Source organism: Colwellia sp. SU-HH01172 (genome assembly GCF_057553355.1).
The window spans coordinates 148304-162939 of sequence record NZ_BAAJMB010000009.1 but is presented as its reverse complement, the minus strand read 5'-3'; the positions used below and the strand labels follow the sequence as shown (position 1 = coordinate 162939).

Below are 14636 nucleotides of genomic sequence, written 5' to 3'. Positions count from 1 at the left end.
ACCAACTAGGTACTCTGACTACAGAGCAGAGTACCTGTGGTGTTGATTATTCATTGCTTTAGTACCTTTTACAGCTCAAAATTAACATTGATTTTTTCAATTTTTGCCACATCAATAATATTGACACGGCCACTAATACTGCGTTCCAAGCGGGCTGCTGTCTTATTTGCGCCATATCTGTGTGCGAAGTCTATAATATCGTCACCATTACACATCACTTTTAACGCGATAACTTGATCACGTAAATTATATGACTTTGCTGTTTTTCGATATTTGATAACGCTATTGCTCAGTGTTGATTTACATACGTCAATTAGCGCCGCTTCAATGTATCTATCCATCGCATGACTACTAAAACTGATTGATGATAAAAGTGCAAATGCTGTTGTTGCTAATGTTAGTGATTTTAATTTATTCATGGTTCTCTCCATACCAAAAAAAGATTATTTATTTACTTTGTTCATATTAATAGTTACCTAAATTCACGATAAAGTTGTAATAATGAAATTAGTGAATGTAAGAATTAATTGGTGATATATAAGTGTGGTGTAATTTTAATCTTTTGTTATTTATTGTTTTTATTGCTTGTTGCAAAGAGGGGAGGCTTGTCGGTCGACACTAACTTTTACATCTAGTGACATTCCGATATGTTTTTTTATCTTGTTCTGCAATATAACGCACGACAAAAAGCATTTATATTGAGCGTTATCAATCTAAAGATTATTCTTTTCTGGTAATTTAGTGAAAACAGGGTATGATTCTGTATGTATATACAGTTGTTGTGGTGTTTAAATTCCATGTATTGCTATGGTGAATAGTTATACAGGCCGATTTTTATACGTTATGATAAATGGCAGTGTTTGAATATAGAGAGATAAGGGATACTAATGGCAGTTGAAAGTCGATTTGTCGTCATAAGACATGGTGTGGAGGTAGAAACATTTATGGATAAGAAAGCCGCAGATGAGTACGATAAAATGCTTGATATGGCAGACAATCTATCTGAAATGTTTGAACAAGCGCCGGTTGAGCTTACAGAAAGTATTCGTGAAGAGCTAAGTATCTATCTCGCGCAAAATCGTGAGAATGTTTTAATTGCCCTGCAAGCCAAAAAAGCTAAAGCACAGAATAATAAAGTGGTTGTCCCGACTGCAGAAGCTAATAAAGCAGTTGAAGCGACTTCATCTAATAGCGTTGAGGCTGAAAAAGTAGCTAAAAAAGAGTCAAAAGTTAAGGCAGCAGGCGCTAAAGTAACAAGTAAAAAGACGGCAGCTAAAAGTAAAACTGAAGCCGCATAATTTTTTATGTTCAAGCTCTTGCTGCTAAGCGGCAAGTCTTGAACTTCAGTTCGGTCTGAGCGTTTGCAATATCAATTAATTCGCAGTATTCGTCGAAAAACAATCGCATTACAGGTGAAAAATGCTCAAGTTATTGTGCGTGCACCTGAGTTCGTAAAAGTTGAATATATTGATAAGTTAATAAAGTTAAAGTCAGCTTGGCTGAACAAAAAGCTTGCACAGCAACTTAATCCTGCTTCAAATTCCCCCTCACCATGCCTTAATAATAGTTTTCGTTTTGAAAACCCACTCAATATTGATGGTGTGCCACACAAAGTTATTATCTGTTTTGGTAAACAAAAAGTGCTTCATGATGAAATAGAACAATCACTTCATGTTTTTATTTCTGCTAGATATCGTCACTATGAACTGAGTTCGGCAATCATAATCGAGAAAGTGAAACGCTCAATAGAGTTGTGGTTTAAAAGCACTTTATTAGATTACATAAATCATAAGTTACCTTTGCTTTCAGAAAAAACATTGTTGCACGCTAAGTCATTTAACGTGCGAAAATATAAAGCGCGTTGGGGAAGCTGTAATAATCGTGGTGAACTTAGCTTTAATTATTTGCTGAAAATGGTGCCCCCATGGGTAGTTGATTACGTTATTGTCCATGAGTTATGTCATCTGCAGCACATGAATCATTCGACAAATTTTTGGCAGTTAGTTGAACATCATTGTCCCGACTTTCGCTTAGCTAAAAGTTGGCTAAAGGAAAATCAGGCCTCTCTTATTTGGTGCTAAGAGCAAAAAATATTGCATGGATAGTGCCTTTAATGAGGTATAAGGCGTATCACTTAGCCATACGTTTGTTTTTATTGTGTTTTCTTTATTCTTGGTATGAAATCTGCTTATTCTCCGTACAAGTAACTATTAACCTTTGATTTGATCGTTAAAGGCTAAAAGTATAAATAATCAATATCACTTTGTGTGCATTTTACTTAAGGAAATATGATGAAGCTGGGCAAATATAGTTGGATAGCCATGAGCATTTACTTATTATCAGCGATAATGTCTATCGCATTTTTTGATTTACTGGTTAACCTTTAAATAAAAGTTAACGGATGCTTTTTGGTAAATAGTACAATGATTAATGTTTTTTGATAAATCATTCATTTTGTCATTTTTCTGTAGATGTCGACAAGATAGACATTAAAAATAGTGTTATTGAGCAATAACAAAATAAGAAATGTGATATTAATACGTACTTTTAGCGATAAAAATTTAAAAAAACGTCATTTTTACCTGTATTAGTAATTAACAGCGGCGTTAATTTCAGGTAAATTAGAGGTTAATAATAAAAATAATAAAGGATTAGCATCAAATGAGCGCGAGTGTTCTTATTTGTGATGACTCTAACTTAGCTAGAAAGCAAGTTTTAAGAAGCCTTCCAGAAAAATTGTCAACTAACGTGCAATTAGCCAAAAATGGTGAAGAAGCACTGATCATTTTGCGCAATCAAGATATTGATGTGCTATTTCTTGATTTGACTATGCCTGTCATCGATGGTTTGGGCGTTTTACAAGCCATGAAAGACGAAAGTATTGAATTGCCCGTATTTGTTATTTCTGCTGATATTCAGCCAGAAATGCAAAGTCGTGTTTTAGAGCTGGGAGCCAGGGCGTTTTTACGTAAGCCAGTGCAGCTAGAGACCTTAAATCAAAATTTGGCAATGCATGGATTACTATGATTGCATTTGACCTTGATGAAGATCAACAAGATTGCTTGCAAGAGCTTATTAATGTCGCAATGGGACAAGCCAGTGACCAGCTTGCCCGTTATTTAGATACCTTTGTCTATTTAAAAGTCCCCAATATAGAACAAGTCAAAGCGGAGCAATTATTTGATACTCTTAATAAAGACTTAAATGCTACCGCCGTTGTTAGCCAAGGCTTTTTTGGCTATGAAGGAATTCGTGGTGAAGCCTTATTAATGTATCAACCACAAGATTCTGATCGTTTAGCTGACTTACTGGGCTATGAGGCAGATGAATTGACCTTTGATGAGCAAATCATTGATCTGAGTTCTATTTTAACTACAACATTTTTAAATGTTTTTGCCAGCCAAATTAATAATCAAATGTCATATAGTGCGCCGAGATTACTGTCTGCGAATTATGGTACGGTTTCAGAACATTTGAACCAACAATCATTTAATTGGGATTTAGCTTTAAAGGTGCGGATCAGCTATCAAGTTACTGATTATTCGTTTAATTGCGATATGGTATTGTTGATCCCAGAGGAAGCCATTAATAACATTAAAACGGTTATTGATCGGATACTAGAAGATTACTAATTATGTTAGATGAGCTTTGTATTAATATTTCAAATCGATTAAACACTGGGATTTTAATTCTAGATCGCCAATATAATATTGTTATGTGGAATCGCTTCTTGGAAGTGCATGCCAATAAAAATGATAATGATGTGACAGGGAAAAGTATTTTTACCGTTTTCCCTGAGTTACCTAAAAAGTGGTTTGAGCGAAAATTGTCAAGTGTCATTCAACTTAAAACTCCGTCCTTTTGTGGCTGGGAACAACGTCATCATTTATTTGAATTATCTCATTCTCGTCCCATCACCACTGACAGTCATTTTATGGCGCAAAACTGTACCTTTTTGCCGGTTGAAGTTGAAGGTGAAGTAGAGCATATTTGCATTTTAATTGAAGATGTTACCGATGTATGTCATTACCAAACTCAGTTAAATAAAGCGTTGCAAGAACTGGCTTTGTCTAATCGTATTGATGGCTTAACTCAAGCGTTTAATCGTAAACACTGGGAAGAATGTCTGGCAAAAGAGTTTTCACGCGCACGTCGCTATCAGCATGATTTAGCTTTAGTGATGTTAGATTTAGACCATTTTAAATTACTTAACGACACCTTTGGTCACCAAGGTGGCGATATGGTGTTAGTCGAGACGGCAAAAACTGTCGACAAATTATTACGCATGGGCGATTTGTTTGGCCGCTATGGTGGTGAAGAGTTTGCCGTGATATTGCCTAATACTGATATAGAAGGCGCTGAAGAGGTTGCAGAACGTATTCGTCAAGCCATTGCTAAAAATACCATCCAATATCAAGATCGGATTATTAGCGTCACCGCTAGTATTGGCGTTGCGATTATTGACAGTGATAATGCTCGCTATGAAGATCTTATTAGTAACGCTGATCTTGCATTATATGATGCTAAAGCGGCGGGGCGAAATCGTGTTTGTTTAGCAAACGAAACCGTTGAGGTTTGAATATAATTGAGAAATATTCATTACACCTAACTTTTATACATATATTAGTTTATTTTATTCAAAAATATCAGTTGACAGATTTTTACAGTTCAGGCACTTTATAACTATGAATATTTCACTTCGCCGTACCATTATTATTACCACTACCACCCTCATTGGGATGGTGGTCATCGGCTGACGTGTAAAACTTACTAATTTTATCAAGCCCGTGACCATAAAGGTTTCGGGCTTTTTTCGTTTTATAAGGAGTAAAAATGCGTGTATTAAAGTTTGGTGGTTCATCGTTAGCGACGGCACAGCGTTTTATTGATGTTGCTAATATCATCAAAAACAAGCACCAGTCGTCAAAATTGGCTGTCGTTGTTTCTGCGCCGCAAGGGGTAACGAACCATTTGGTCGCGATGGCTGAAAATATTTCAGATGAAGAGAAGCTGAAAAGCGACTTACAGCACTTTAAACATGCTATTGAAAATATTATTAGTGATTTGTCGGCGACCTTGCCTGAATTTTGCCATCAGCATAGTGAGCAAGCGTTGGCAAATTGGGAACAGCAATTAAGCCGATATTTGCACGGTGCAACATTATTGTCTTTTTGTCCTGAGCATGTGCGTGCACGTATCATCAGTATCGGTGAGCGCTTAAGTGTCGCATTACTGCACTCAGTATTAGCGGTCGATAATATTGAGGTAAGTACTATTGCGCCGGAAAAATTCTTGCATACTAATGATATTGCATTGAATGCGGTTGCTGATTTAGTACTATGTAAAGAAAAATTTCAACAAAACTATAGTGAATTGAATGAAGTTGCACTAATGCCAGGTTTTATTGGCGTTGATAGCAAAGGTGATGTGACAACATTAGGGCGTAATGGCTCTGATTATTCTGCAGCCGTATTAGCGGTTTGTAGTGAAGCAGAATATTGTGAAATATGGACGGATGTTGATGGTGTTTACAATGCCGATCCACGGCTAATTAAAGAAGCGCAGTTGTTAGATTACTTATCTTATCAAGAAGCCATGGAGCTTTCTTATTTTGGCGCCAGCGTTTTGCATCCTAAAACCATTGGCCCGATTGCCCAGCATCATATTCCGTGCTTAATTAAAAATACCGGTAATCCAGATGCTGCAGGCACTTTGATTGCCAATGAAAATGATCAGAAAAAACAAGTGAAAGCGATTTCTAACCTTGATGATTTAACTATGGTTAATGTTTCCGGCCCAGGGATGAAAGGCATGGTCGGCATGGCTAGCCGCGTTTTTGCCACCATGAGTCGCGAGAATATTTCTTTAGTTTTGATCAGTCAGTCTTCTAGTGAATATTGTATTAGCTTTTGTATTTATTCCGCAGACGACGTTCGTGCTAAGCAAAGCCTGCAAGATGAATTTGAATTAGAGCTACTCAATGGCTTATTAGAGCCATTGAGTTTGACTAATAAACTCTCTATTGTTTCTTTAGTCGGTGATGGTATGCATCATCAACAGGGGGTAGCCGCGAAATTTTTTGCTTCATTGGCACAAGCCCGAGTAAATGTCGTTGCTATTGCACAAGACTCATCTGAGCGCAGTATTTCTGTGGTTATTGAAAGCCGAAAATGTACCGATGCTATGAAGGTTAGCCATCAAAATTTCTTTTCCCATAAGCAAACTATTGACGTCTTTCTTGTTGGTTGTGGTGTTGTCGGTAGCGAGTTGTTGGCTCAAATTGCCAGGCAACAACCAAAACTAAAAGCTGATAATATTGCTTTAAAAGTTTATGGTTTGGCGAATAGTCGCGGGATAGTCTTTTATCCTGATGGCATCAATGCAAGTGACTGGCAGCCAAGTTTTGAACAACAAGCCGTGAGCTTGACTGTTGATAACATTAAAGATTTTGTTCGAGAAAATCATCTTATCAACCCGGTACTAGTTGATTGTACGTCTAATGAAGAATTGGCGTTAAATTATGTTGAGTATTTAGAGGCTGGCTTTAACGTGGTAACACCTAACAAAAAAGCTAATACTGATTCATGGCAATACTATCAAGCGTTAAGAGCTGCAGCGCAAAAAACTAACCGACGCTTTTTATATGAAACAACGGTGGGGGCAGGCTTACCGGTTATCGATACTTTGCAAAATTTACTGAAAGCAGGTGACGAGTTGCACCGTTTTGAAGGAGTGTTATCAGGCTCTTTATCTTATATTTTCGGAAAGCTAGATGAAGGAATGACCCTGTCTCAAGCTACGGCGTTAGCAAAAGAACAAGGCTTTACTGAGCCAGATCCTCGTGATGATCTAAGCGGTATGGACGTTGCGCGCAAACTATTAATTATGGCGAGAGAAGCCGGCATGGCGCTAGAGCTAAGTGATATTAAGGTCGATTCTGTACTAGCTGATGATTTTGATGCCAGTGGTGATGTTGCGAGCTTTATGACTAACTTACCGCAATTAGATGAAAGTTTCGCTCAGCGTATAAATGCCGCCAAATCTGAAGGTAAAGTATTAAGATATATAGGTAATATCATTGATGGCCAATGTCAGGTTACCATTGAAGCTGTAGGTCAAGGGCATCCGCTATATAGTGTTAAAGACGGTGAAAATGCCTTAGCGGTACATAGCCGCTATTATCAACCTTTACCGTTTGTATTGCGCGGTTATGGTGCCGGTGCGGCGGTTACTGCTGCCGGTGTATTTGGTGATTTATTAAGAACGTTAGCATGGGAGCAACAACACTAATGAGTGTTTCTGTATTTGCACCAGCCTCAATTGGTAATGTTAATGTCGGCTTTGATGTTTTAGGGCTGGCCGTAAAACCAATAGATGGCACATTATTAGGTGACGTTGTTACTGTCACGCATAGTAATAAAGGTGATGAGTTAGAAGTTGTAGGTAGCTTTGCAAAAAAGCTACCTAGTAATGTCGAAAACAACATTGTTTGGCAGTGTTTGCTATTGTTTAATCAGCAACTTATTGAACATCAACAAGATGTTGTCAAGGTTAAGCTAATCTTAGAAAAGCGCATGCCAGTCGGCAGCGGTTTAGGCTCAAGTGCTTGCTCTGTTGTCGCCGCCTTAGCGGGGCTTAATGCCTTTTATGAGAAGTACCATCAATTTAGTTTTGATGAAAAACCATTGCTAAAAATGATGGGAAAAATGGAAGCACAAATTAGTGGTAGTTTGCATTATGATAATGTTGCGCCATGTTTTCTCGGTGGCATGCAGCTAATGGTGCCAAACCAAGAAGTCATTGCTCGTAAATTACCGGCATTTGAAGAATGCTATTACGTGATGGCTTATCCTGGCATTGAAGTGTCAACCAAAGCTGCTCGCGATATTTTACCAACAGATTACTCTCGAGCTGATTTAATTAGCTTTGGACAAAATCTAGCAACCTTTGTTGACGCCTGTCATCGAGGAGATAAAAGCCAAGCTTATTCGGTATTAACCGATGTGGTTGCTGAGCCTTATCGACAATCAATTTTACCAGGTTATAGCGCAGCAGTCGCTTACCTTAAAGAACATGGCAGCTTAGCGGTAGGAATTTCAGGCTCAGGTCCGACGCTTTTCTGTGTTACTGATGATAAAGATAAAGCCGTTCAGTTTGCAGATTGGCTAACGCAGAATTATTTACAAACATTAGCAAGCGGCGTAAGTGAAGGCTTTGTCCATATTTGCCAACCAGACAATCAAGGTGCGGTTAGCTTGGCGTAACCGCGCGGTTATTTTTCGATAAAAGATCAGGAAATAACCATTTTATATAGGAATTTAAGTGTGAAATTTTATAATTTAAAAGAAAATGACGAACAAGTAAGTTTTGCTGGTGCGGTAAAACAAGGTTTAGGCCGTAATCAAGGGCTATTTTTCCCAGAAACTATTCCAAGCTTTGACAATATTGAAGCATTGCTTGCTCTGCCGATGGTTGAGCGCAGCGTAAAAGTACTTTACCCTTTTGTTAGCGATGATCTTTCAGAACAACAGTTAACTGAAATAGTTACCGATGCTTTCAACTTTCCGGCTCAAATTCAACCCATCAGTGAAGATCGGGCCATTTTAGAGTTATTTCATGGGCCAACATTGGCATTCAAAGATTTTGGTGCCCGCTTTATGGCCAAATGTTTACAAGCATTTAGCCAAGGCAAAAAAATTACCATTTTAACCGCAACTTCTGGTGACACGGGGGCGGCTGTTGCTCATGCCTTTCATGACATTGACAACATTGATGTGGTTATTCTTTACCCTAAAGGAAAAATTAGTTTATTGCAGGAGAAAATGTTTACTACGCTTGGCGGCAATATTAAAACAATCGCCATTGAAGGAACATTCGATGATTGCCAGGCTTTGGTAAAACAATCTTTTGATGACCAAGAGCTAAAAGAAACTATCGGTTTAAACTCGGCCAATTCGATTAATATTAGCCGTTTGCTTGCACAAATTTGCTACTATTTTGAAGCGGTTGCCCAGCTTTATCGTCAAAAAGGCCGTGAGGCACTTAATGAACTTGTTTTTTCAATCCCTAGCGGTAACTTTGGCAATTTAACCGCTGGACTTTTTGCTAAAGCACTGGGTTTACCGATTAAACGATTTGTAGCCGCGACCAATGCCAATGACACAGTACCGCGTTATCTCCAAACCGGAGAATGGTCACCAAATGATACCGTAGCGACTATTTCAAATGCCATGGATGTCAGTAACCCAAATAATTGGCCACGGGTTGAACACATGCTGAAAGCGGGGATTGTAGATAAAGATTGTGTTAGCTCAGTATCTATTGATGAAGAACAAACGCAAATGACCATGATCCAATTAGCAAAGTTAGGTTACATTAGTGAACCACATGCTGCTGTTGCTTATAGAGCATTGCAACATAATGCTCTTGATGACGAGTTTGGGGTCTTTTTAGGTACTGCCCATCCGGCCAAATTTAAAGATATTGTTGAAAACACCTTAGGACAACCGATTGGTTTACCAAAAGAGTTGGCCGATTGTGCAAGTGAAACCATTCTTTCCACAACCGCATCAACTGAGTTTTCAGAGCTAAGAGCATATTTACTGGCTTAGTTACATAGTTTATATAAAACCGTATAATTATAAAAAGGCAGTTTTTACTGCCTTTTTTATGTTCAGGATGAACGGTATGTCACGATCACATGGATGTGAAATAGTGGCAATTTTCAGGATGGAAGACATGCAATAGATGGTAAAGAATGATGTTCCAATATATATTAGCGAATCAAAGAGCTATGAAATGACAAAATTAAAACCGCAATGGCAAGCAATAGTTGCCGAAGAACAACAGCAAGATTACTTCCGTAGTTTATCTCAGGCTGTAAACCAGCAAAGGCTAAATGGCGAGGTTATCTTCCCATCAGAAGAGGATGTTTTTAGTGCCTTTTCTACTGTTGATCTAACTGATGTTAAAGTGGTAATACTCGGACAAGACCCATACCACGGCGTTGGAAAAAATGGTACTTCTCAAGCGCATGGTTTAGCTTTTTCTGTTCGCAAAGGCATAAAAGTGCCACCATCTTTAGTCAATATATACAAAGAACTTAGCCAAGATATTACCGGCTTTATCACACCAAAGCATGGCTACATAGCGGAATGGGCAAAGCAAGGCGTGTTGCTACTCAATACCGTATTAACCGTCAAGCAAGGACAGGCACATTCTCATGCAAAGCTGGGCTGGGAAGTTTTTACCGATAAGATTATTAGCGAACTTAATGAGCAGAATCCTGGCTGTGTATTTATGCTTTGGGGTAGTCATGCACAGAAGAAAGGTAAAAACATTAATCAGCAAAAACATTTAGTGCTCAATGGTCCACATCCTTCGCCATTGTCGGCTTACCGTGGTTTTTTCGGCTGCCAACACTTTTCCAAAGCAAACCATTGGCTTAGCGAGCAAAATATAGCTGCTATTGACTGGCAGATCCGCGAGTAAGGCTTTGTTATTGGAAAATTATTTCGCTATTTATATATTTAGAAAATTAATTTTCATATTTACCGTGAAAGCAACCCCTGCTTAGAGATAAATTCCTATAAATTTCTTTAAGTGAGTTTAATATTGCTTATTGTGCCGTCTTTGTGGTTTTAAATTGCTAAGAATGTGGTAAATGCTAGTATGTTTTTAATTACTGCTATAAGCGAGAGCATTTGCAATGTCTTTGGAAAATTATTTTCTACCATTTCGAAAAAATGTCATCGGACAAAATTTAAGCCATAAAATAAATGGTAAAGCATTAGATATAATTTATGCCGATTGGACGGCTAGTGGCCGTTTATATCAACCCATTGAAGACTATCTTACCAATGAATTAGGTCCTTATGTAGCCAACACACATACCGAAACCAATTTAACGGGTAGCGCCATGACGCATGCTTATCATGATGCGCAATATATTATTAAACGTCATGTTAACGCTTGCGAGAATGATGTTTTGATCACCGCTGGTGCAGGTATGACGGCAGTGGTAAATAAGTTTCAACGGATTTTAGGTTTACGTATTCCCGAGCGTATGCAAGAGCAAGTAACGTTTTGTGAAAGTGACCGACCAGTGGTTTTTATTACTCATATGGAACATCACTCAAATCAAACCTCTTGGTATGAATGCGATGTAACACTAGAAATAGTAGACCCAGATAGTGATGGTCTACCGTCGTTAGAGCACCTTGAGTTATTACTAGAAAAATACCAAGACCGAAAAGTAAAAATAGGTTCATTTTCAGCCTGTTCTAATGTTACTGGTATTAAAACACCTTACTATCAATTAGCCGAAATCATGCATCAGCATGGTGGTTTATGTTTTGTCGACTTTGCTGCGTCAGCACCTTATGTTGATATTGATATGCACCCAAGTAACCCGAAGCAAGCACTAGACGCTATTTATTTTTCTCCGCACAAGTTCTTAGGCGGTCCGGGTAGCTCAGGCGTATTAGTTTTCAATAAAGTACTGTATAAAAATAAAGTGCCAGACCATCCTGGCGGCGGTACCGTGACTTGGACTAATCCTTGGGGTAAACATAGCTTCTTCAATAATATTGAAATGCGCGAAGACGGTGGCACACCGGGTTTTTTACAGTGTATAAAAACAGCATTGGCAATTAAGTTAAAAGATGCTATGGGGGTTGAAAACATTCATCAGCGTGAAGCTGAAATAACCCATTATGTTATGGATACATTAGCGAAAAATGATCAGGTTGTGATGCTTGAGCCTAACATTCGTGATCGCTTAGCCATAGTTTCTTTTTATGTTCGTGGTGCTCATCATAATTTAATTGTTCGATTATTAAATGACAAATTTGGTGTACAAACTCGGGGCGGTTGTTCATGTGCCGGCACGTATGGCCATATTCTACTGAATGTTGACCAAGATACTTCGTCAAAAATAACCGAACAAATTGATTCCGGTGACTTTGCTGAGAAACCGGGCTGGATCAGGGCTTCATTTCATCCAACAACCTCAGACAAAGAAGTGGCTTTTGTGGTTAATGCGATTAATCAAGTGACAGAAAATTTAGTCGCTTGGAGTAAAGAGTACCGTTTTAATCCTGCGACGGGAGATTATGAGCACAGTAGTCTTGAGGTAGAATTCCCAAGTTTAGCTAGTTTTAACCCTTTGTCTAACCATGAAAAAGCACCAAGTGCAGAACTGGCTGAATCGCCATCATTTCTACGTAAAATTTTTGGTTAATAGTAGGGGCTGTTGATCTTTCGAGATTACTTTTGCAGCATTTTGTTGGCTATTAATAAAAGGCAGAGGCTTTGTCATGTGGTTATTCCACATAAAAAGATGATAACGCTGTAAAAATAGCCAACAAACGTTGTCCGAAGAATTCGGCCAAAAGCGCTTTACTCTTTGTTGAGTCGTATTTGCTTAAAATGACTAGGCCACATACGACTCGCCGCGATTAAAACGCTTTTATCTCGAACAAAATTTAACCGCGAAAGATCAACAGCCCCTAAGGTAATTGCTCTGGAGTTTTTGTCGGTTATTAGTGCTAATAGCCGACAATATCGTGACTTAAACTTTTTATCGCTAATCAAATACCACCATCATTTCAGCGGCCTCACAATGACAATCATTATGGCAAATGGGGCATTCGTATCCCGCTAAACTTAGCTCTCGCCACCGGTCTGGATGTTCTTTAATTAATATGCCACCACACTTAGTAAAATATTTCACTGCACTGTTACCTGGGCTTTGTTTCCATAAATGACTAACGCCAGCGTTGGCACCTTGCTGCTTTGCAACAGCAATTGAACGTTTTAAAAGTTCGCCACCTATGCCATGACCACGATAATTTTCATCGACAGTATTACATTTAAAATAGCAGACTTTCTCGGCGGCAACCGGCCATAATTCCGGCGAACACCACTTATCAATTTGCCATTGCTCAACAGCATAAGTAATTCGAAAACCCACAAGTTTATCATCATGGTAGACCACAAAGCCGCTATTGATATTGTCTTTTAAGCCCTTTTCATACCAAGCTTTCATACTCGTTTGGTCAAGGTAGCCTTCACCGTGAACATCGCTAGCTAAACGTATAATTTCATTAAAGTCGGTAGGGGTTAGTTGTTGGTAATTTAGCGTTATGCTCATAAAATTGATTTTTCCATTTGCTGTTACAGCATTGTACTATTTTTTTTGAGATACTTTAATATTGCAGGTTATTAAAAACGTGCATAATGTCTGTTTTAACAGTCAACTTGATATAATTACGTAATCAGAATTTGGAAGTGAAAATGTACGATCCGTTACACCATGTCTCACCTGGCTGTGATCAGCCTTACCCGGAAAGTTATTGGGCCAATATTTCTGGCAGTGCGCCAGAGCATGATGGCGCTGTATCACAAGATATTGATGTCGATGTTGCGGTTATTGGTGGTGGCTATACTGGCTTATCATGTGCATTACATTTAGCACGAAATCACGGCATTAACGCGCATATTCTTGAAGCAAACCAAACAGCATGGGGGTGTAGCGGTAGAAACGCAGGCTTTATTCTTAAATCTTCCGGTCGAAAGTCCTATAGTCAAATGGCTAAGCAATGGGGCGAAGAAGTGATGCGCGGTATCTACAAGGAAATGGCTGCCGGCGTTGAAACGGTAAACAGTTTAATTGGCGAAGGTATAAATTGCGATCAGCAAAGTGCCGGCTATATTAAAGTTGCTCATAAAGCTAACAAGCTCAAAGAATTGATTGAATTGGCGAAACTTCAGCAGAAAATGTTTGGCTATGATGTCGAAATATTATCGCAAAATGATCTGCGTCAGCAGTATATGGATGATCGCAATGCTTATGGCGCAATACGTTATCAGGACGGCTTTGGTTTAAACCCATTAAAACTCGCTTGGGGTTACCAAAAATTAGCTCGTCAAGCAGGCGCTAAAGTTCATTGTGCTTCACCGGTTGAAAGTTGGCAAACACGTGATAATAAGCAAGTGTTGCAAACACCAAACGGTACTGTAACGGCGCAAAAAGTGGTTATTGCCACCAATGGCTATACACCTAAAGGTTTTCACGCACTAACAACTGATAGAACCTTACCGGTACTTTCGCAAATAATCGTTACTGAGCCGTTAACTCAAGAGCAGCTCGCCGCTTGTAACTTTCTAACTTCTAATGTGGTGATGGACACGCGGGCATTAAAGTATTATTACCGAAAGTTGCCTGATAACCGGATTTTATTTGGCGGCCGTGGCGCGATCACAGGTAAAAGTGCCGATGATCCTTATTATGCACAGCGTTTGCTGTCAGTGTTAAAAACCAGTTTCCCTGCCTTGAGCAATATTAATTATAGCTATGCGTGGTCTGGCTGGATTTGTATGGCGCTTGATGATTTACCACACATTTACCAGAACGAAGAGCAGTCAGTGTTCTACAGTATGGGCTATTGTGGCAGTGGCGTGTCATTTTCAGTGCAAGCGGGTAAACGTTTGGCAGAGAAAGTAGCAGAGCAGCAAGTGCCTAATTTGCCTTTGTATAATAAAGCTCTACCTAAGTTCCCCTTTGCTCCGCTGAGGCGAGTCGGGCAATGGGGCTATTTTCATTATGGCAAAATTAAGGATCAATGGTTCTAAGT

At 38.9% G+C, this 14636-nt stretch carries 13 protein-coding genes; 11 read left to right on the top strand and 2 right to left on the bottom strand.

The window, feature by feature from the left end:
* Window positions 1–68: 68 nt before the first annotated feature.
* A complete protein-coding gene (locus tag AC27JP_RS19200; protein ID WP_487117544.1) occupies window positions 69–419 on the bottom strand; it encodes a DUF3718 domain-containing protein in 351 nt (116 codons plus the stop codon).
* Window positions 420–887: 468 nt separating this feature from the next.
* Between AC27JP_RS19200 and AC27JP_RS19195 the strand changes: the two genes are divergently transcribed.
* From AC27JP_RS19195 to AC27JP_RS19150, 10 genes are all read left to right on the top strand, one after another.
* Window positions 888–1298: a YebG family protein gene (locus AC27JP_RS19195; RefSeq protein ID WP_487117543.1), complete on the top strand. Its 411-nt coding sequence runs from the start codon at window positions 888–890 to the stop codon at window positions 1296–1298.
* 63 nt (window positions 1299–1361) lie between these two features.
* Window positions 1362–2081: a M48 family metallopeptidase gene (locus AC27JP_RS19190; protein ID WP_487117542.1), complete on the top strand. Its 720-nt coding sequence runs from the start codon at window positions 1362–1364 to the stop codon at window positions 2079–2081.
* Between the two features lie 580 nt (window positions 2082–2661).
* A complete protein-coding gene (locus AC27JP_RS19185) occupies window positions 2662–3027 on the top strand; it encodes a response regulator (RefSeq protein WP_487117541.1) in 366 nt (121 codons plus the stop codon).
* Window positions 3024–3632, top strand: a complete 609-nt coding sequence (locus AC27JP_RS19180) for a chemotaxis protein (RefSeq protein ID WP_487117540.1) — start codon at window positions 3024–3026, stop codon at window positions 3630–3632. Before AC27JP_RS19185 ends, AC27JP_RS19180 begins: the two co-directional genes overlap by 4 nt.
* A 2-nt stretch (window positions 3633–3634) precedes the next feature.
* Window positions 3635–4579, top strand: coding sequence for a GGDEF domain-containing protein (locus tag AC27JP_RS19175; RefSeq protein ID WP_487117539.1), 945 nt, complete (start codon window positions 3635–3637; stop codon window positions 4577–4579).
* A 254-nt stretch (window positions 4580–4833) separates the two neighbouring features.
* Entirely contained in the window at window positions 4834–7290 is a 2457-nt protein-coding gene (thrA, locus tag AC27JP_RS19170; protein WP_487117538.1) for a bifunctional aspartate kinase/homoserine dehydrogenase I, read from the top strand.
* The gene (thrB, locus tag AC27JP_RS19165) at window positions 7290–8264 is read left to right on the top strand and encodes a homoserine kinase (RefSeq protein WP_487117537.1); all 975 of its coding nucleotides are present in this window, start codon (window positions 7290–7292) and stop codon (window positions 8262–8264) included. Before thrA ends, thrB begins: the two co-directional genes overlap by 1 nt.
* 60 nt (window positions 8265–8324) lie before the next feature.
* The gene (thrC, locus tag AC27JP_RS19160; protein WP_487117536.1) at window positions 8325–9611 is read left to right on the top strand and encodes a threonine synthase; all 1287 of its coding nucleotides are present in this window, start codon (window positions 8325–8327) and stop codon (window positions 9609–9611) included.
* A gap of 187 nt (window positions 9612–9798) precedes the next feature.
* Window positions 9799–10491: a uracil-DNA glycosylase gene (ung, locus tag AC27JP_RS19155; protein ID WP_487117535.1), complete on the top strand. Its 693-nt coding sequence runs from the start codon at window positions 9799–9801 to the stop codon at window positions 10489–10491.
* A gap of 217 nt (window positions 10492–10708) precedes the next feature.
* Entirely contained in the window at window positions 10709–12241 is a 1533-nt protein-coding gene (locus AC27JP_RS19150) for an aminotransferase class V-fold PLP-dependent enzyme (RefSeq protein ID WP_487117534.1), read from the top strand.
* 345 nt (window positions 12242–12586) lie between these two features.
* On the opposite strand, the gene AC27JP_RS19145 is transcribed toward AC27JP_RS19150, so the two are convergent.
* Window positions 12587–13153 carry a GNAT family N-acetyltransferase gene (locus AC27JP_RS19145; RefSeq protein ID WP_487117533.1) on the bottom strand — a complete coding sequence of 189 codons (567 nt, stop codon included), beginning with the start codon at window positions 13151–13153 and terminating at the stop codon, window positions 12587–12589.
* 143 nt (window positions 13154–13296) lie between these two features.
* Between AC27JP_RS19145 and AC27JP_RS19140 the strand changes: the two genes are divergently transcribed.
* The gene (locus tag AC27JP_RS19140) at window positions 13297–14634 is read left to right on the top strand and encodes an NAD(P)/FAD-dependent oxidoreductase (RefSeq protein WP_487117532.1); all 1338 of its coding nucleotides are present in this window, start codon (window positions 13297–13299) and stop codon (window positions 14632–14634) included.
* The last annotated feature ends 2 nt before the right edge of the window (window positions 14635–14636 follow it).

Excerpts from the sequence above, each read along its gene's own strand:
- AC27JP_RS19185 (WP_487117541.1), top strand. The coding sequence starts at position 2,662 with ATGAGCGCGAGTGTTCTTATTTGTGATGACTCTAACTTAGCTAGAAAG.
- AC27JP_RS19200 (WP_487117544.1), bottom strand. The coding sequence starts at position 419 with ATGAATAAATTAAAATCACTAACATTAGCAACAACAGCATTTGCACTT.
- AC27JP_RS19175 (WP_487117539.1), top strand. The coding sequence starts at position 3,635 with ATGTTAGATGAGCTTTGTATTAATATTTCAAATCGATTAAACACTGGG.
- AC27JP_RS19195 (WP_487117543.1), top strand. The coding sequence starts at position 888 with ATGGCAGTTGAAAGTCGATTTGTCGTCATAAGACATGGTGTGGAGGTA.
- AC27JP_RS19150 (WP_487117534.1), top strand. The coding sequence starts at position 10,709 with ATGTCTTTGGAAAATTATTTTCTACCATTTCGAAAAAATGTCATCGGA.
- AC27JP_RS19180 (WP_487117540.1), top strand. The coding sequence starts at position 3,024 with ATGATTGCATTTGACCTTGATGAAGATCAACAAGATTGCTTGCAAGAG.
- AC27JP_RS19145 (WP_487117533.1), bottom strand. The coding sequence starts at position 13,153 with ATGAGCATAACGCTAAATTACCAACAACTAACCCCTACCGACTTTAAT.
- thrB (WP_487117537.1), top strand. The coding sequence starts at position 7,290 with ATGAGTGTTTCTGTATTTGCACCAGCCTCAATTGGTAATGTTAATGTC.
- thrA (WP_487117538.1), top strand. The coding sequence starts at position 4,834 with ATGCGTGTATTAAAGTTTGGTGGTTCATCGTTAGCGACGGCACAGCGT.
- ung (WP_487117535.1), top strand. The coding sequence starts at position 9,799 with ATGACAAAATTAAAACCGCAATGGCAAGCAATAGTTGCCGAAGAACAA.
- AC27JP_RS19140 (WP_487117532.1), top strand. The coding sequence starts at position 13,297 with ATGTACGATCCGTTACACCATGTCTCACCTGGCTGTGATCAGCCTTAC.